Genomic DNA, 17,183 nt, shown 5'->3' with positions numbered 1-17,183 from the left:
GTGCGCCCTGTCGTTCAATCGAATGGGGAGGTAGGCGCGGGATGTAGCGACCGCCGCGCCGAAGGGCAAATGACTAGCGGTCGGGCAGGGCGGTTTGATGGCGACTGCCGGATCAGTTCTTCGCGGGCAAGACAGCCGACAGCGCGCGGGTGAAGCCGACCGGTGCGACCGTCAGATGATCCTCGTCCTCCAGGACGGTCGATCGGACGCGCAGGCCTGGATAGCCGTGCGACTTCAGCACCTGCTCCATCGTCTGCACATCGCCGACCATATCTACGCCGTCGGTGTTCCGTGGGCTGGGGCCCGGGACCTCATAGGCTCCGATGTACATGAAGACGTCCGCCGGCAGGTCGTCATGGTTGCGGGCATAGGCCGCTTCCATCGTCATGATGTGCCGCCTGTCGAACCAGAAGGACGGGCTGCCCAGAATATACCCCTGGAACAGCGCCGGGTCGGTGAACAGGATCTGGGCTCCCAGCAGCCCGCCGTAGGAGTGGCCCAGCAGAACGCGGCGCGCGGGATCTGCGCGGAAGCGGTCCTCTATGAACGGGATAGCCCGGGTCTTGAGGTAGACCTGATAGGCGGGGCCTTCGCCATGTAGCGTGGTGCTGGCGCGCCGGGGGCCGTTTGGCGTCGGGGTGTAGTCGCGGTTGCGGCTCACCGTTCCGGTGTCGCCCCGCGCATAGGACAGGCCGACCAGGATGAACTCTTCGATCACCGGGCCGTCGAGGTTCATGCGTCGGGCGATCTGGCGAATGATGGGGAAGGCGTAGTCGGCGTCCGTGACATAGACCACCGGATAGCGGCGCTGCGGACTGGCCTCGTAACTGGCGGGGAGGCTGACGAAGACCTCGTATTCGCGACCCGACACGGGGTCCGGCACGGTCCACACCTGGGTGCCCGCCAGGACATAGGGAGTGCCCTCGGTCCGGGCGGCGGGCGCGGACGACGACTGGGCATCCGCTCGCTCGGAGCAGGCCGAGGCGACGGTCGCCCCCAGCAGAGCCACCACCAGTCCGAACGCCTTCATACCCGACTCCCCCGAAGCTTTACCGGGGGAGCCTAGGCTTGAATGTGGCGGCGAGGGGGCGCACGGCCCCCTCGCTTCCGGTCAGGCCCCGATGCCGCCTGAGGGCAAACGAACAAAGGTCCGGCGGCGGTCTGATGGCCGGTGGGTGCATCCGTTCGAGACACTCGTGGCCTCATGCAGGGAGGGAGCGACGCCGGCATGGTCATGACGACACGAATTGCGGACTGCGTCGGCGGCCATATCCGCCTGACCCACTATGAACCCGGTGAAGTGTGTCGCGCCCATCGGCATGACGGCGCGCAAGTCTCCCTGCTTCTTTCCGGTGACTACCTGGAAGACGGCACGACAGGGCGGGTGAGGGCGCACGACGGGGCGTTGACTGCCAAGCCGGCCGGATTCGAGCACGAGAACGTCTTCGGTGATTTCGGAGCTTTGATCCTGTCGGTTAATCTGGATGAAGCGCCGTTCCTGAAGACCTACGTCGCCGGCGATTCACTTGCTGATGTTCGAAACAGCCTGCTGGCGACGGCCGCAGCGGGCCAACTGGACCGGCTCGTCCTGGCTGTTTGCGATGCATCGGAGGCCGAGGATCCCGTGGTGCGTGCACCATGGCTGGAACAGGCCCATGACTCCCTGAGCGCCGCGGGCCGGACCCGGAGCCACAGGCTGGCCAGCATCGCCGGCCTGCATCCGGTCACTTTCGCGCGGTTGTTTCGCAGCGCATTCGGTCGCTCGCCAACAGTCGTGCGGCAGTCATGTCGCACTGCCCGGGCAGTCCAGGCCATCATCCGATCCAGCGCCGATCTGACCGGCGTCGCCCTTGATGCCGGGTTTGCCGACCAGGCCCACATGACGCGAACCGTCAGCCAGATCACGGGCTATCCCCCCGCACGCCTGCGCCGGATGTTTGCCACCGCCTGATTGCATTTGTTCAAGACGCAGGGCGCCGGTTCGTCGACTCTGGCCCGGTTCAAATGGAGTTCCAAATGTCGTTCCGCATTGCCGTTTCCACCGCACTGGCCCTGGCGATCTGCGCCGTCCTCTCGTCCCCGGCTCGGGCTGAGGATCGCACACCGGACCGGACCCGGTTTCGCGCCGACCTCGATGCGTTTGTCCGCCGGGCGATGGCCGAGGTCGATGCGGTTCCCGGGTTGGTCATTGCGGTCGTCGATGGCGAAGGCGTGGTTCACACCGCCGGCTATGGACTGGCGGATATCGAAGCGAATGCGCCGGCAACGGCTGACACACCGTTTTACATCGCATCGTCGACAAAGTCCTTTACCGCGCTCGCCCTCGCGGCGATGGCCGCGCGTGGAGAGGTCGATCTGGATGCGCCGCTGAACGTCCTGGCACCGGACTCGGCGGTTCCTTCCGGGATTGCGGAGCGAGTCACCCTGACCGACCTGCTCAGCCATCGCTCCGGCCTTGACAATGGCCCCATTGCCTACCGGCTCGCCTTCACCGGCGACTGGTCACCAGCGCTGCTGCGGGGTCTGACCCGTGAGACCAGAGAAGGTGACGTTCCCTATGGCACGTTCCGGTACGGCAATGCGGGGTACAACCTGGCGACGGTTCTTATCGAGCATCGATTCCAGCGGGATTGGCACAGCATGGTGCGAGACGAGGTGCTGGCCCCCCTGGGGATGACAAGCACAACAGCCGACATCGATCAGGTGCGCGCCTCGGGTCAGGTCGTTGCCGTCGGCTATCTGGGACTGACACCCGGACATCCCCAACGCGCCTCTCTGCAAAAGAGAAATTCCACAATGCATTCGGCGGGCGGGCTGGTCTCGACCGCCAATGACATGGCGCGCTGGCTCGAGGTGCAGATCGAAGACGGCGTGGTCGAGGGGCGCAGGGTTCTGCCTGCGGGACTGGTCGCCTCAACCCATACGTCCCGGGTGGCCCAGGACAGCACCTTCGGCCCCTATGTCCGGAACGGTTACGGGCTGGGCTGGCAGGTGGGGCGATATGGCGACGATCTTCTGCTGCACCATTTCGGCAATTTCTCAGGCAATCGCGCGCACGTGTCCGTCATGCCGGAGCGACGGATCGGGGTGGCCGTGATGATCAACGAGGACGTCTTCGGCGGCGAACTCGCCGACGTCGTCGCCGACTATGTCTATGACTGGTTCGCGGGCGTGCCGGATCTGGAAGGGGCCTATGATGCCAGGGTGGCCGAGCTTGTCTCGGCACGGGATTCGCGGCGCCAGGGTCTGGCCGCAGCCAGAGAGGCCCGGGCGCAACGCCCGAGGATGCTGACTCTCGCCGACGAAGCCTATGTCGGTGACTATGTCAGCCCTGCGCTCGGTGAGTTGCACGTCAGGACATCGGCAGCCGGGCTTGAGATCTCGATCGGCGCACTGCGCGCGGTGGCAGAAAACTTCACGCAGCCGGAGAGCGTTCGGGTCGAGTTGGTGCCGTTCACCGGCGAGGCCGTGGTCTTCACGCTGGATGCCACGGGCAAGCCCGCTTCCCTGACCTATTCCGGCGAAGTGTTTCAGCGTCCCGTGCCAGACCAGCAGAGGTAGTGGCCCGTCTGCGCTACCAACGGAAGGCGAGTCTTCCGATCAGTGCGCCTCCGGCCACGGCGACGGCCATTCCGATGGTGTACCAGACCGCCACGAATGCTGCTGCGTGTTCGGGACAGTGAAGGCCGTACAGGGTCGTTGCAAGGCCTCCGGTCATCAGGCCCGCGGCGGCGCCGGCCAGCATCGGCCGGGTCGGGGCGAACGCCCGGGCGGCTCCGAAGACGAAGGGCGCCGCCAGAAGGCTGAGCAGGGCGATATTGGGCGCACAGACCTTGGCGCTGTCGCCCATGACCGCCGGCATCCGTTCGGGCATGGGCATGACGGCGAGTTCGTAGAGGGCCAGGCCGATGACCAGGACCAGTATCGTCGCCAGCAGGATCAGAGGTGCGCGCGGACTGGCTCCGGGGCGTCCCAGCCGGTCCAGCAGCCAGAAGCCGGCGATCGACAGGGCGATCGTATAGGCGGCCTTGGCCCAGAAGACCGGACCCCGCATCGCCGCCATGAGGTCCTCGCGATAGCCCAGCCACAGGCCGACGGTGATCAGGACGACGAGGGCGGCCGGGATCATCCACAGCATCAGGCGCCGATCAAGGTGACCTGCGGGGGCCAGATCAGCGGACAGGGCGTCGATCAGGTCGTCAGTCTTCATCGCGCACGCCCTCCCGATCGACGTTGGGACTGAATTTCGCCGACAGCGCCTTGAGGCTGCGATGAATACTGACCTTGGCGGCGGTCTCGGTATAGCCGTGACGCTGCCCCGCCTCCGCGACGGACAGGCCCCGCAGCCGCACGTCCTCGATCAACCTCCGTTGGCGCAAGGGCAGCAGTGACAGGCAACGGCTAAGGTCCGCCCGTGTCGCACCGTCCTCGACCGTGTGTTCGGCGAACAGGTCGGAGGCCTCCTCAATGGGGTGGGTCGGGCGGCGGCCCTGACGACGCAGATGATCGATGAGCTTGTGCCGCGCGATCGCATAGGCCCAGCCGGTGAACGCCTGGCTCGGGTCCCAGGTGGCGCGTTTGGCGTGAATGGCGATCAGGGTTTCCTGCACGAGATCCTCGGCGTCGGCGCCGCCGTCGAACAGGCGCCGGGTGAAAAAGGGACGGAGATGCGCGCCCAGTTCGGACAGCAGCACGCGCCAGGCCGGCACGTCGCCCTCCAGGCCACGGAGCATCAAGGCTCGGAAATGGGCTTCACGATCTGTCACGCGTCTGCCCGTGTTACGTCGACCCGGGCGGGACGGTTACACATCCTCGACCGGCCATGGTGAAAATACTCACCCCGGCTTTGTGGAACGCCGCCCTCACCGCCATCGCCGACCGCTGATCCAGCGCCGATGAACGACAGACCGACCGCCGGTCGGGGCCTGCCGGTTCAGTCTGGACGCGCTGCGGAAACGGCCCTGATCGACCTCAGGCGTAGTTGAAGCTGATCGAGATACGGTCGGCTTTGGCGGCGTTCATCGGCACCTCGTGGCGCAACCAGCTTTCCCACATCAGCACCGTGCCGGCTCCTGGCGCGAGGTAGACGAACGGCTGTTCGGCCTCCGGCGCTTCCGGATCGACCGAGGGCCGGGCCATCATCATGGGCAGGCGGGGGTCCTCCAGCTTCAGCGCGGAGGCCCCGTCGGGAACGTCGACATAGACGGTGCCCGACAGGAAGGCGTGCGGGTGGATATGGCCGGAGTGGGCCCCGCCGGGCTTGAGGATATTGACCCACATCGTGTCGAGGCGGGGCTTCTTCGCCAGGTCGAAGTTCAGGGCGCGGGCATAGGCCAGGGCGTGGCGGTCCAGATGCTTCTTGAGTTCAGCGAACTCCGGGAGGCGGTGGGGCAGGTCGTTCAGCGAGCCGTAGGAGGTGTAGCCGCGATAGCCGTGTGACTTGCACCAGGCGCGACCGGCGCCGTCCTCCACCGCCAGCATGCGGCAGGCGTCGGCGAGTTCGGCGTTGAACCCGTCGAAGCCGGGCACGGCGGCGAGCGAGGCCTCATAGACCTGGGTGACGAAGAGAGGGCGCAGGGACATGGGGCCACTTAGCCCGGCTTTCGATGCGTCACCACTCCAGCGCCGCCTCGCCGTGGAAGATCGCCTCGGCTTCGGGTGCATGCTTGGCCCCCGACCGGTCGTGCAGCACCAGCGCCGGCAACAACCGCAGCGGAGCCTTCCCGGACCGGATCGCATGAACCAGAACCCGTTTGGCCGCCTGATCGGCATAGGGCTGAACCGGCCGGATGGCGAACGATCCGCACCGCTCGCCCAGCAGCAGGAGCAGGTCCGCCAGTCGGTCGGCGCGATGGATGACGACGATCCGCCCGCCGTCGCGAACCCCGTCACTCAGGAACTTCACCCAGGCGGCGAGTCCGTCTTCGGCGATCCAGGCACCGCGCTTGGCCGGGGCCGGCACCCGCAACGCGGCCTCATCGTCGAAGAAGGGGGGATTGGAGATGGCCCAGTCAAAGCGGGGCCGATCCAGGGCGGCGAATCCGCCCGCGATGTCTCCGTGGATCACCTCTATTCGGTCTGTCAGACCGTTCAGGGCGGCGTTCTCGACGGCAAGTCCGGCGGCGGTCGCATCGCGCTCCACGCCCGTCAGGGAAACGCCGGACCGGCGTGCCGCGATCTGGGTCAGGACGCCTCCGACGCCGCACCCCGCCTCGAGCACTCGTTCGCCCGGTTTGGCCGGCACGGACGCGGCCAGCACGGCGGCATCCATGCCTGCGCGATAGCCCTCCGCAGGCTGAATGAGACTGACCCTTCCACCTAACAGGGCGTTGGCTTCGGGCGGTGGCGAGGTTGCGACGGTCACACGGCTTGACCCTTCATGGCGCGGTCACCATTGTCCGCCGGAGCGCGACGCCGCAAGCCGCCGCGACGCCCGTGCGATGCGATCTCCCCGCGCATCGTGGTTTTTGAGAGAGTTTTCCGTTGGATGCCGTCACTCTGACCGCTCCCCGCGCCAAGCCCCCCCGGGCCCAGGGCGACGTGGAGGCCCTGGCCGCACTGGCCCGGGTCGATATGGCTGCGGTCGATGCGCTGATTATCAACCGCATGCAGTCCCCCGTGCCGGTCATTCCACTGCTGGCCGAACACATCATCGCGGCGGGTGGAAAGCGGCTGCGTCCGTTGCTGACCATCGCCGCCGCGCGCGCCGCCACGTCCGCCTTGCCGGACCTCGATCTGGCCAACCCGGTGAAGCTGGCCGCTTCGGTCGAGTTCATCCACACCGCCACCCTCTTGCACGACGATGTCGTGGACGGGTCGGAGCGTCGCCGCGGCAAGGTCGCGGCCCATCTGATCTGGGGATCCGCCACCAGCGTCCTGGTCGGCGACTTCCTGTTCGCCCGCGCCTTCGAACTGATGGTCGAGACCGGCCAGCTCCGCGCGCTGGGCATCCTCGCCCAGGCCTCCAGCGTGATCGCCCAGGGCGAGGTGCTGCAACTCACTCGCGCCCACGACCTGAACCTGGATCAGGAAACCTATCTGCGGATCATCTCGGCCAAGACCGCCGAACTGTTCGCCGCCGCCGCCGAGGCCGGCGCGGTCGGCATCGGCGCGGATGAGAAGACCACATCCGCCGTGCGGGCCTTCGGCCTCAATCTGGGCCTGGCCTTCCAGCTGGCCGACGACGCCCTCGACTACGGCGGCTCGTCCGAGGCCCTGGGCAAGAACGCCGGCGACGACTTCCGTGAGGGCAAGGCGACCCTGCCGTTGCTGCTCGCCGTGGCACGCACGCGCGGCCGCGAGGATGCCTTCTGGGAACGCACCATCAACAAGGGCGAGCGGACGGAAGACGACTTCCGCCGGGCGCGCGAACTGATCATCGGCACGGGGGCCCTGGCCTCGACGCTGGACGCCGCCGACGAATATGCCGACGCGGCCAAGGCGGCACTGGCCGTCCTGCCCGCCGGCCCTTGGCGCGATGCGCTGACAGGCCTGGCGGACTTCGCGGTCAGCCGCGCCGCTTGATCAGCAGGGGATGGCGGTGACCTGGCCTCGCGATGCGTAGGCCAGCAAGGGGCGATCGCGGGTCATGAGTCGGTAGTTGAAGGCCCGCGCTGTGGCCGCGATGATCCGGTCGGAAGGGTCTGTAAGTTCGGACGCCCGGAGCTCGGTGGAGGCTATCAGAACGGCAGGCGACAACTCCGCCAAGGCGACGCCGAGTTCCAGAAGTTTGTCGAACCATGCCGATACGGGCACCGTCAGGGTCAGGCGGTCTTTGGCGACGAGAATCCCGACTTCCCAGGCAGTGATCGGCGAAACCAGAACTTTGATGTCGTCCGACCAGGCGTCGACGACCAAGGCTTCCGCCTCATCCGCCAGCTGACCGCATGCGAGCCAAAGCGCGGCGCAGGTATCGAGCAGGATCGGTCTGCCGCTCACCGATCGGCATCCCAGACTTCATCCATCGGCGCAGTCAAATCCACACCAGGCGAGATCGTGACGGTGCCGCCAAGTTCGCGGCGCAACCGGTCGAGCATCAAGCGGCCACGGGACGGAGCGCCATCCGTCGAGCCGTTGTCTTGCGCTGAGCTGTGTTTTTCCATCGACCCCTCGCCCATTTCCAACCAGACCCAATCCACATTCAGGATCGAGGCGAGATGGCGAACACGATCACTCCTGGGCTTGGCCTCGCCGGCGAACCATTTCCGAACGGTTTCGGCGCTGACCACATCGCCCTTCTTGCTTTCGAGTTCGCGCCGAAGCCAGCTTTGGCGCCCATGATGCAGAGGTGGGACGTTGCCGCCATCACAGGCACGTTCAAGCCTTTGAGCGAACGGCTTCGACCGAAAAGACCGAACCGGGCTTGCTGCTGTGTTGGTTGACGCGTCCACGATCACGAGCCCCTATTTTCACTTGCATGTTGATAATGCGGGCGCGGCCGCCTGTTTTCAAGATGGGGAGTTGACGCTGCACAGCGTGCGTCCCCGGCGGAACGACGTTGAAGGCCTCAGCGCAGCGAGGCGGCGAACCTCTGGATGCGGCTGCAGGCCTCTTCCAGCACGCTTTCGGACGTGGCGTAGCTGATGCGGAAATAGGGGCTCAGGCCGAAGGCCTCGCCATGCACCACGGCCACGCCCTCGGCTTCCAGCAGGGCCGAGGCGAAGGTCTCGTCGGTGTCGATGATCACGCCGCCCTCGGTTGTCTTGCCGATCAGGCCCTCGATCGACGGATAGACATAGAAGGCGCCTTCGGGGTTGGGGCAGCGGATGCCGGTCGCCTGGTTGAGCATCGACACGACCAGGTCCCGGCGGCGTTCGAACGCCTTGCCGCGCTCGGCGATAAAGTCCTGGGGTCCGTTCAGGGCCTCCACGGCCGCCGCCTGGCTGATGGAGGACGGGTTCGACGTGGTCTGGCTCGCCACCTTGCGCATCAGGTCGATCAGGGCCTTGGGCCCGCCCGCATAGCCGATCCGCCAGCCGGTCATGGCATAGGCCTTGGACACGCCGTTGACCGTCAGGGTGCGGTCGTAGAGGTCCGGTGCGACCTGGGCGATCGTCGTATACTCGAAGTCGCCGTAGGTCAGATGCTCGTACATGTCATCGGTCAGGACCCAGACGTGGGGATGACGACGCACGACGTCGGCCAGGGCTTCCAGCTCGGACCGGGTGTAGGCGGCGCCGGTCGGGTTGGACGGCGAGTTGAGGATCAGCCATTTGGTCCGGGGCGTGATCGCGGCCTCCAGCACCTCGGGGCGAAGCTTGAAGCCATCCGACTCCTCGCCCGTGACGAACACGGGCTCGCCGCCGGCCAGCAGCACCATGTCCGGGTAGGACACCCAGTAGGGGGCTGGCACGATGACCTCGTCGCCCGGGTTCAGGGTGGCGACAAAAGCGTTGTAGATCACCGGCTTGCCGCCTGACGCGACGTGAACCTGCGCCGCCGTATAGGTCAGGCCGTTCTCGCGGGCGAACTTGGCCACGACGGCCGCCTTCAGCTCGGGTGTGCCGTCGACATCCGTGTATTTGGTCTCGCCGCGCTGGATGGCGGCGATGGCGGCGGCTTTGATGTTGTCCGGGGTGTCGAAGTCGGGTTCCCCGGCGCCCAGGCCGATAATGTCGCGGCCGGCGCGCTTGAGCTCGCGCGCCTTGGCGGTGACCGCGAGGGTGGCGGACGGCTTGACGCGGGCGAGGGCGGTGGATTGCAGGCTGGACATGGCGATTCCCGAGGAGAGCGGCGTTGTCTCTTACGCAGATGCGAAAGGCGGATCAAACCGTGAGGCTCGCGCGTGCGCCTCACAGGATGCTAAGCGGCCCTCCCATGAAGGGCATCCTCGACTTCATCCTCAACATGGAGGGCCGGCGCTGGCGCACGGCGCTGGCGGCCGCCCTGTTGCTCGGCGCGACCGTGGGCCTGCTGGCGCTCGGCAAGAGCCAGTTCGGGCTGGCGGCCGAAGAGAACCTTGAAGGCTGGCTTCAGGGCTATCGCGGCAGTCCCTGGGCCTTCGCCGCGACCGTAGCCCTGTTCGTGATCGCGGCCTTCATCGGCGCGCCGCAGTTCATCCTGATCGCCGCCTGCGTCGTCGCCTTCGGGCCTTCGCTGGGCTTCTTCTACAGCTGGGCGGCGACGGTGGCCTCGGCGGGCGTGACCTACTGGCTGGGCCGGGGACCGACGGCGCGGATGCTGGACCGGTTCGGCGGAGCCACGATGGACCGACTGAAAAGGTTTGTCGGCAAGAACGCCTTCTATGCCAGCTTCATGATCCGCAACGTCCCCTCGGCGCCCTTCATCGTCGTCAACATGGCCTTTGGCGCGACCCGGGCCTCCTTTCCCGCGTTTCTGGCGGGTTGCGCGCTCGGTGTCCTGCCCAAGACGGCGCTCGTCGCCTTCTTCGGCGGGGCGGTGGTTGCGGCGGTGAGCGGCGACGGCGTCTGGACCTCGCTGATCCTGGCGGGCGTGGCGGTGGTCTGGATGGGTCTGATGCTGGGTGTGCGCGAGCTCGTGAAGCGTCGCGAACGAGCGGGCGGCGCGTCGGACTGATCCTCAGAGTTCGGACATCGCGGAAACCCAGGCGGGGCCGTCACCTGGTCGTGATCGGAAGCAGGCGTTCGAGCCGCATCGGGGCTTGTATTCGCCTGTCCATGCGGGCAAACGAGCCACGGCCGGTCAGGCGAGGACGATCAGGAAATCCGTGGCGTATGGGGATACGCGCCGGATGGGGCATCGCCGGAACCGGTCGAACTGAAGCGCCTTGAAGGCCCCAACCGAACGGTATTCGACCCCCATGAGCTTCTCCCTCTTCGGCGCCTTCTCCAACGACATCGCGATGGACCTGGGGACCGCTAACACCCTGATTTACATGAAGGGCAAGGGAATTGTTCTGAACGAGCCGTCCGTTGTCGCGCTGCGCAACGTCGGTGGACGGAAGATCGTGCACGCCGTTGGCATCGAAGCGAAGCAGATGCTGGGCCGCACGCCCGGTCACATGGAAGCCATTCGTCCGATGCGAGACGGGGTCATCGCCGACTTCGAAGTCGCTGAGGAGATGATCAAGCACTTCATCCGCAAGGTTCATAACCGCAAGGGCTTCGTGAACCCCAAGATCATCGTCTGCGTCCCGTCGGGCGCCACGGCGGTCGAGCGTCGCGCGATCAACGATTCCTGCCTGAACGCCTCGGCCCGCCGCGTGGGCCTGATCGACGAGCCGATGGCCGCCGCGATCGGTGCCGGCCTGCCGATCCACGAGCCGACCGGCTCCATGGTTGTCGACATCGGCGGCGGCACCACCGAGGTGGCCGTGCTGTCGCTGTCGGGTATCGTCTATTCGCGTTCGGTCCGCGTCGGCGGCGACAAGATGGACGACTCCATCATAAGCTATATGCGCCGCAACCATAACCTGCTGATCGGCGAGACGACCGCCGAGCGCATCAAGAAGGACATCGGCACGGCCCGCATCCCGGCCGACGGCGAGGGCCTGTCGATCGAGGTCAAGGGCCGCGACCTGATGCAGGGGGTGCCCCGTGAGGTCCGCATCTCGGAACGTCAGGCCGCCGAGGCTCTGGCCGAGCCGGTGTCGCAGATCATCGATGCCGTGAAGGTCGCCCTGGAAGCCACGCCTCCGGAACTGGCCGCCGATATCGCCGACAAGGGCATCATGCTGACGGGCGGCGGCGCGCTGTTGCGCGGTCTGGACGCCGAGATCCGCGATCACACCGGCCTGCCGGTCTCGGTCGCCGACGATCCGCTGTCCTGCGTGGCCATCGGCTGTGGCCGCGTTCTGGAGCATCCCCGGTGGATGAAGGGCGTGCTCGACTCGGCCCTTTAATCCTCCCCCATCGGGGGAGGGGGACCGCGAAGTGGTGGAGGGGCCAGCCCCGGACACCGAATTTGCGGTGGGCCCCCTCCGTCTCTACGCTTCGCTTCGAGCCACCTCCCCCGACGGGGGAGGATTCAGCAAATCCCTGTGATTCCGGCGTATTCGCCGGTTTCAAACTGGCCCGGTTTTTGCGATAGGCTGCTTACAGCGGCGGGTGGCGTCCCGCCGATTCTGACCTCTATTGGAAGGCTAGGCCGTGGCGTTTCGCGACGGACCGTTCGAGTCGCTGAAAGTGCCGCTGGCGTGGACCGCCGCGGTCGTGACTGCGGTCGCCATCATCGCATCGATCCTGATGATCCTTGCGGACCGTCGCCATGACGCGACGGATGAGGCCTATGGCCCGGTGCGCGCGGGCTTCGACGCCGGCGCCGGACCCGTGAATGGCCTGCTGGCATGGCCGGTGCGCTGGGCCGGCAACGCCACCGACTATGTGAAGGGCTATTTCTTCGCCGTATCGGACAACCGTCGGCTGCGCGCCGAACTGGAAGACCTGCGGCCCTGGCGGGACCAGGCCATCGCGCTGAAGAACGTCAACGCCCGCTATGAAGCCATGCTGGGCCTGCGGACCGAGCCGCCCGTGGCGATGGCCACGGCGCGTTCGATCTCGGAATCACGAGGTCCTTTCATAAACGCCCGCCTGTTGGACGCCGGTACGTCGAAGGGCGTGCGCATCGGCAATCCGGTGATCAACGAGGACGGTCTGGTCGGCCGTATCGTCGGCGCGACCGGCGGCGTCAGCCGGATGCTGCTGCTGACCGACGTAGCCTCGCGCACGCCGGTCCTGATCGACCGCACCGACGCCCGTGCCATGCTGACCGGCGACGGGTCCGGCAATCCGCGTCTGGAGTTCGTGCGCGGCCAGGACTCGGTCCAGGCCGGCGACCGTATCCTGAGCTCCGGCGACGGCGGCGGTTTCCCGCGCGGTCTTCCCATCGGGGTCGCCGCGCGCGGCATCGACGGGTCCTGGCGGGTCAAGCTCTTCAGTGACCGGGGCGCGATCGACTACGTCCGCGTCATGCTGTTCCAGGACTTCGGCCAGCTGGTGTCGCCCGACGCCCTGAATGCCCCGCCGCTGGCCGGTCTGGGCGCGGCGCCTGCACCGACCGCCGAGGCCGCGGCCGCCATCGGCGACGCCGCCGCCCGTCGGGATCGCGCCGCGGTCGCAGCAACTCCCGCCACCACACCCCCCGCCCAGCCAGGGCCAGCCGAGTGAGACGAGCCGTCGCCATGCGGGTGGTCGGGCCGACCCGGTGGGTCCTCTACCCTGCGCTCGTCGCTATTGCGCTGACCATCTTGCTGGCGACACCGGTCGAACTGTTCGGTCTGAAGCTGCCCGAGCCGGTCCTGCCGCTGATCCTCGCCTTCGCCTGGCCCCTGATCCGTCCGTCGATGGTCGCGCCCGCCGTGCTGTTCGGCCTGGGCCTGTTTCTCGACATGTTCTGGGGAGGAACCCTGGGCCTGTGGCCTCTGTGCCTGCTGAGCGTCTACGGCGTCGTCCTCGCCTCGCGGAACCTCCTGGCCGGTCAGGAAACCCAGATCCTGTTTGTCTGGTATGCCCTCTGCATCCTGGCCGCCTTCATCGTGGCGTATCTGGTGGTCACACTGGATGCGGGCCGGGCGCCCAGCCTGCTGTCCCTTGTGGGGCAGGTCGTTCCGACCCTGCTTCTTTTCCCTGCGGCTGACTGGATGATCCAGCGGTTCGACGATGGCGATGTGCGGTTCCGATGATCCTACTCCGCCAAGGCTGCGAAGGACTGATTCAATCCTGCGAAGCTCCTTCAAGGAGCGAAGCAGGATGAGCGGCGAACCTTCGATCTTCTTCTCCGACGTGAACGAGCGACAGGGCTCGTTCCTGCGCCGGACCTTCGTGGTTGGCGGGCTGACGGTGCTGGGCGTGACGGCCCTGACCGTCCGCCTGGCCCAGCTGCAGGTCGTCCAGGCGCAGGAGTATTCGACCCTCGCCAGCCAGAACCAGTTCAACTTCCGCCTGGTCCCGCCGCCGCGCGGCCGCATCCTGGACCGCAACGGCATCACCATCGCCGGCAACCGGCCGAGTTTCCGCGTCCTCGTCGTGCGCGACGAAACCAAGGATCTGGACCAGACACTGGATCTGCTGGGCCGTCTGCTGCCGGACACGCTCGACCGTCGCCGGGCCATCATCCGCGACGTCAACGCCGCCCCGCGGTTTAGCCCGGTCCCGGTCAAGAGCGACCTGACCTGGGAGGAATTCGCCAAGGTCAATCTGTACGCTCCCGAACTTCCGGGCGTCATGGCCGACATGAACGAGGCGCGCTTCTATCCCTACACCGGCGCCTTCGCCCATGTGATCGGTTATGTCGCCAGGGTCTCGGACCGCGACATCAAGGCCATCCGCGACAAGGGCGAAGAGCCGCCGCCGGTCATGTTCAACCCGGGCTTCCGCATCGGCCGCACCGGGGTGGAGAAGGCGCTGGACGCCCAGCTGCGCGGCGAGGCCGGCGGCAACCGGGTCGAGGTCGACGCTCGCGGGCGGGTCGTGGCCGAGGACGTCGGCGGTTCGCGTCCGGCAGTGCCCGGCCAGGACGTGGTCCTGACACTGGATGCCGACATACAGAACCGGGCGCTCGAAGTGTTCGGCGAGGAGTCCGGCGGCTGCGTGGTCATGGACGTCCGCAACGGCGACATACTGGCCATGGTCTCGGCCCCGTCCTTCGATCCCAACCTGTTCGTCAGCGGGGTGCCGACGCGCACCTATCGCGCCCTGGCGGACTATGAGCGGCGGCCGCTCACAGACAAGGTCATCGACGGCACCTTCGCGCCCGGATCGACCTTCAAACCCGTGATCGGCCTGGCGGCCCTGCGGCGCGGGGTCAGCCCGGATCGGCGGATCACCTGCACCGGCGGCTACTATCTCGGGCGTCGGTTCGCCTGTCTGGGCCGTCACGGTTCGCTGGATATGCGCAATGCTCTCAAAGCGTCGTGCAACGTCTATTTCATGACCCTCGGCGTCGAGATGGGGCCGGACGCGATCGCAGAATCGGCGCGCGACCTGGGCCTCGGACAGATTTTCGACATCGGCATCGACGGCCAGAAGCGGGGTCTGGTGCCGGACACCCAGTGGCGTCGCGAGAACCCGGTGCGCGGGGACGGCAAATGGTATCCGGGCGAGACGCCCAGCTATTCGATCGGGCAGGGGGCGCTGAACGTCAACGCCCTGCAGTTGGCGGTCTATACCTCCCGCATCGCCAACGGGCAGAAAGCGGTCATGCCGCGCCTGATCAAGTCGATCGGCGGTGTGGAGCAGCCCCATAGCGCCGCGTTCACGGACCTGCCGTTCGACGCCGATCTGGTCAAGGTCATGCGCGACGGCATGGAGGCCGTGACCGACGTCGGCGGAACCGGCTTCCGCAACAGCCAGCTGGGCCTCGGCGCGGTGCGGATGGCGGGCAAGACCGGTACGGCCCAGGCCCGGAACTATGGTTCGGGCTCGCGCAGGGGCGCAGGCCGGCCTTGGGGGGAGAAGGATCACAACCTCTTCATCGCCTACGCCCCGACCGACAACCCCCGCTACGCCGTGTCCGTCATCGTCCAGCACGGCGGTATGGGCGGCGGCACCGCCGGCGCGCCGCGCGCCCGTGAGATCATGCGGGTGGCCCTGCTAAAGGATCCCGAGATCCGGGCTCGTATTGAACAATCCGGCTTCGAGGCTGCGGCGCTGGATCCGGTGCCTCTGGCGGAGGATGGACCGCCGGCACCCGCGACCGCTCCGACGGCTCCCGCCGCCGACGCGGGTCCGCGGCCCTATCGACCTGGCCCCCAATGACCGCCTCAGCCCTGACCCGCCCCGGTGAACGCGATCGCCTTTCGGTCAAGCTGTCCCAGATCGACTGGCGGCTGGTAAGCCTCATGTGCGTCATCGCCGGCGTCGGCTGTGCGATGCAGTATTCTATCGCCGGCAGCAGCTGGCAGCCCTGGGCCCTGGATCACCTGGTGCGCTTCTGCGCCCTGCTGGTGGTCATGCTGGTCCTGTCGATGGTCGATCTGAAGTGGTGGTTCCAGGCGGCCTATCCGATGTACGGCCTGCTGCTGATCATGGTTCTGATGATCGAGTTCACGCCCTTGGGCTACGAACCGGCAGGAGCAGGGGCGAAGAACTGGCTGAACCTTGGCTTTACCCGCATCCAGCCGGCGGAGTTCATGAAGGTCGGCCTCGTCCTGGCCCTGGCCCGCTGGTACCACGACCATAGCGCCAAGGAGGCGCGTTGGCACTGGAAGCTGATCTTTCCGATCGGGATGATCGGGGTGCCCTTCCTGCTCGTGGCCAAACAGCCGGACCTGGGCTCGGCCATGATCATCGGCCTGACCGGGGCGGTCGTCATGTTCCTGGCCGGGCTAAGCTGGCGGATCATCGCGGCGGCGATCGCGGCGGCCGTGGCGGTGATCCCGCCCTTCGTGATGTTCGTGATGCACGACTATCAGCGGAACCGGGTTCTGACCTTCCTCAGCCCGGAATCCGACCCGTCCGGCACCGGCTACAACATCATCCAGTCCAAGATCGCCCTGGGCTCCGGTGGTCTTCTGGGACGTGGCTATGGTCTCGGCAGCCAGAGCCAGCTGGAATTCTTGCCAGAGCGCCAGACCGACTTCATCTTTTCGACCCTGTCGGAGGAGTTCGGCTTCGTCGGCTCCTTCACTGTGCTGATGTGTTACGTCAGTATCATCCTGATCGCCCTTCGCATCTCCTCGCTCTCTCACAGCCATTTCGGGCGGATCGCCTCGGCCGGCATGGTCGCCTTCTTTGCCCTGTTCGTCCTGATCAACGGGGCCATGGTCATGGGCCTGGCGCCGGTCGTGGGTGTGCCGATGCCGCTGCTGTCCTACGGCGGCTCGTCCATGCTGACGGTGATGATCGGCTTCGCCCTGGTCATGGCCGTGCGGGTCAACCGCTACGCCGAATTGCCCAAGGGCAGCGGCCTGTTCTGACCGATACGGGAGGAGAATTTATTCTCCCAAGGCCCTTGCGTGGGATGGTGCTGACGCCGACATGGGTTGCGTGTCTTTGAAGCGTTCGCAATCGCTCTCGACGAGTTCGTCCATTTCGTCCGTTTCGTCAGGGTATTTTTCGTCCGGACGAAGCGGACCCAGACCGCGGCGCGGGCGGCATTCGCCTTCGCCAACAGGATCGTGCGCGCCTTGTCATGGTCCGCTTCAAGCCGCCGGCGCTCCGCGTCTAATGCCGCCTGCCGGTCATGCAGCACCTGACCTGCTTCGGCCTGTTCGGCGTCAGCGTTTCCAGTTCGGCTTCCAGCGCCTTGAGCTTCGCCTTGGCTTT

17 protein-coding genes are annotated in these 17,183 nt (G+C 66.7%); 9 read left to right on the top strand and 8 right to left on the bottom strand.

The features are described 5' to 3' along the window. Positions 1-112 precede the first annotated feature (112 nt). Complete coding sequence (locus ACW18A_RS10260; RefSeq protein ID WP_492021621.1) at positions 113-1,030, bottom strand: alpha/beta hydrolase; 918 nt, start codon at positions 1,028-1,030, stop codon at positions 113-115. A 198-nt stretch (positions 1,031-1,228) separates the two neighbouring features. Between ACW18A_RS10260 and ACW18A_RS10255 the strand changes: the two genes are divergently transcribed. Next, complete coding sequence (locus ACW18A_RS10255) at positions 1,229-1,951, top strand: helix-turn-helix domain-containing protein (RefSeq protein WP_492021620.1); 723 nt, start codon at positions 1,229-1,231, stop codon at positions 1,949-1,951. Positions 1,952-2,154: 203 nt separating this feature from the next. Next, positions 2,155-3,561, top strand: a complete 1,407-nt coding sequence (locus ACW18A_RS10250) for a serine hydrolase domain-containing protein (RefSeq protein WP_492021619.1) — start codon at positions 2,155-2,157, stop codon at positions 3,559-3,561. 13 nt (positions 3,562-3,574) lie between these two features. Here ACW18A_RS10250 and ACW18A_RS10245 read toward each other — a convergent pair whose 3' ends face one another. From ACW18A_RS10245 to ACW18A_RS10230, 4 genes are all read right to left on the bottom strand, one after another. Further along, positions 3,575-4,210, bottom strand: a complete 636-nt coding sequence (locus ACW18A_RS10245; protein WP_492021618.1) for an NrsF family protein — start codon at positions 4,208-4,210, stop codon at positions 3,575-3,577. Then, on the bottom strand, positions 4,200-4,733 hold the full coding sequence (locus tag ACW18A_RS10240; protein ID WP_492021617.1) for a sigma-70 family RNA polymerase sigma factor: 534 nt from the start codon (positions 4,731-4,733) through the stop codon (positions 4,200-4,202). The genes ACW18A_RS10245 and ACW18A_RS10240 overlap by 11 nt, the downstream gene beginning before the upstream one ends. A 238-nt stretch (positions 4,734-4,971) precedes the next feature. Further along, on the bottom strand, positions 4,972-5,583 hold the full coding sequence (locus ACW18A_RS10235) for a TIGR02466 family protein (RefSeq protein WP_492021616.1): 612 nt from the start codon (positions 5,581-5,583) through the stop codon (positions 4,972-4,974). 28 nt (positions 5,584-5,611) lie between these two features. Continuing rightward, positions 5,612-6,271, bottom strand: a complete 660-nt coding sequence (locus ACW18A_RS10230) for a tRNA1(Val) (adenine(37)-N6)-methyltransferase (RefSeq protein ID WP_492021615.1) — start codon at positions 6,269-6,271, stop codon at positions 5,612-5,614. Positions 6,272-6,540: 269 nt separating this feature from the next. Here ACW18A_RS10230 and ACW18A_RS10225 point away from each other — a divergent pair, with 269 nt between their 5' ends. Further along, entirely contained in the window at positions 6,541-7,524 is a 984-nt protein-coding gene (locus ACW18A_RS10225; protein ID WP_492024381.1) for a polyprenyl synthetase family protein, read from the top strand. On the opposite strand, the gene ACW18A_RS10220 is transcribed toward ACW18A_RS10225, so the two are convergent. The 3 genes from ACW18A_RS10220 to ACW18A_RS10210 form a co-directional block, all read right to left on the bottom strand. After that, a complete protein-coding gene (locus tag ACW18A_RS10220; RefSeq protein ID WP_492021614.1) occupies positions 7,525-7,938 on the bottom strand; it encodes a type II toxin-antitoxin system VapC family toxin in 414 nt (137 codons plus the stop codon). Further along, complete coding sequence (locus ACW18A_RS10215) at positions 7,935-8,396, bottom strand: helix-turn-helix domain-containing protein (protein WP_492021613.1); 462 nt, start codon at positions 8,394-8,396, stop codon at positions 7,935-7,937. Before ACW18A_RS10215 ends, ACW18A_RS10220 begins: the two co-directional genes overlap by 4 nt. Positions 8,397-8,506: 110 nt before the next feature. Next, positions 8,507-9,712 carry a pyridoxal phosphate-dependent aminotransferase gene (locus ACW18A_RS10210; protein WP_492021612.1) on the bottom strand — a complete coding sequence of 402 codons (1,206 nt, stop codon included), beginning with the start codon at positions 9,710-9,712 and terminating at the stop codon, positions 8,507-8,509. Positions 9,713-9,816: 104 nt separating this feature from the next. Here ACW18A_RS10210 and ACW18A_RS10205 point away from each other — a divergent pair, with 104 nt between their 5' ends. The 6 genes from ACW18A_RS10205 (at position 9,817) to rodA (ending at position 16,834) form a co-directional block, all read left to right on the top strand. Further along, positions 9,817-10,536 carry a TVP38/TMEM64 family protein gene (locus ACW18A_RS10205; protein ID WP_492021611.1) on the top strand — a complete coding sequence of 240 codons (720 nt, stop codon included), beginning with the start codon at positions 9,817-9,819 and terminating at the stop codon, positions 10,534-10,536. 244 nt (positions 10,537-10,780) lie between these two features. Beyond that, positions 10,781-11,821, top strand: coding sequence for a rod shape-determining protein (locus tag ACW18A_RS10200; RefSeq protein WP_492021610.1), 1,041 nt, complete (start codon positions 10,781-10,783; stop codon positions 11,819-11,821). A gap of 247 nt (positions 11,822-12,068) precedes the next feature. After that, positions 12,069-13,085 carry a rod shape-determining protein MreC gene (gene mreC / locus ACW18A_RS10195; protein WP_492021609.1) on the top strand — a complete coding sequence of 339 codons (1,017 nt, stop codon included), beginning with the start codon at positions 12,069-12,071 and terminating at the stop codon, positions 13,083-13,085. Continuing rightward, the gene (locus ACW18A_RS10190; protein WP_492021608.1) at positions 13,082-13,600 is read left to right on the top strand and encodes a hypothetical protein; all 519 of its coding nucleotides are present in this window, start codon (positions 13,082-13,084) and stop codon (positions 13,598-13,600) included. The genes mreC and ACW18A_RS10190 overlap by 4 nt, the downstream gene beginning before the upstream one ends. A gap of 67 nt (positions 13,601-13,667) precedes the next feature. Beyond that, complete coding sequence (gene mrdA / locus ACW18A_RS10185) at positions 13,668-15,674, top strand: penicillin-binding protein 2 (RefSeq protein ID WP_492021607.1); 2,007 nt, start codon at positions 13,668-13,670, stop codon at positions 15,672-15,674. Then, on the top strand, positions 15,671-16,834 hold the full coding sequence (gene rodA, locus ACW18A_RS10180; RefSeq protein ID WP_492021606.1) for a rod shape-determining protein RodA: 1,164 nt from the start codon (positions 15,671-15,673) through the stop codon (positions 16,832-16,834). The genes mrdA and rodA overlap by 4 nt, the downstream gene beginning before the upstream one ends. Positions 16,835-17,183 lie beyond the last annotated feature (349 nt).

This window comes from Brevundimonas sp. AVps5 (assembly GCF_058681515.1).
The sequence above is the reverse complement of the archived record's forward strand: the minus strand, read 5'-3'. Positions and strand labels throughout refer to the sequence as shown.

Coding starts and splice junctions, on each gene's coding strand:
- ACW18A_RS10260 (WP_492021621.1), bottom strand. CDS start 1,030: ATGAAGGCGTTCGGACTGGTGGTGGCTCTGCTGGGGGCGACCGTCGCC.
- ACW18A_RS10200 (WP_492021610.1), top strand. CDS start 10,781: ATGAGCTTCTCCCTCTTCGGCGCCTTCTCCAACGACATCGCGATGGAC.
- ACW18A_RS10255 (WP_492021620.1), top strand. CDS start 1,229: ATGGTCATGACGACACGAATTGCGGACTGCGTCGGCGGCCATATCCGC.
- ACW18A_RS10210 (WP_492021612.1), bottom strand. CDS start 9,712: ATGTCCAGCCTGCAATCCACCGCCCTCGCCCGCGTCAAGCCGTCCGCC.
- ACW18A_RS10250 (WP_492021619.1), top strand. CDS start 2,155: ATGGCCGAGGTCGATGCGGTTCCCGGGTTGGTCATTGCGGTCGTCGAT.
- rodA (WP_492021606.1), top strand. CDS start 15,671: ATGACCGCCTCAGCCCTGACCCGCCCCGGTGAACGCGATCGCCTTTCG.
- ACW18A_RS10205 (WP_492021611.1), top strand. CDS start 9,817: ATGAAGGGCATCCTCGACTTCATCCTCAACATGGAGGGCCGGCGCTGG.
- ACW18A_RS10230 (WP_492021615.1), bottom strand. CDS start 6,271: ATGGATGCCGCCGTGCTGGCCGCGTCCGTGCCGGCCAAACCGGGCGAA.
- ACW18A_RS10240 (WP_492021617.1), bottom strand. CDS start 4,733: ATGCTCCGTGGCCTGGAGGGCGACGTGCCGGCCTGGCGCGTGCTGCTG.
- ACW18A_RS10235 (WP_492021616.1), bottom strand. CDS start 5,583: ATGTCCCTGCGCCCTCTCTTCGTCACCCAGGTCTATGAGGCCTCGCTC.
- ACW18A_RS10245 (WP_492021618.1), bottom strand. CDS start 4,210: ATGAAGACTGACGACCTGATCGACGCCCTGTCCGCTGATCTGGCCCCC.
- mrdA (WP_492021607.1), top strand. CDS start 13,668: ATGAGCGGCGAACCTTCGATCTTCTTCTCCGACGTGAACGAGCGACAG.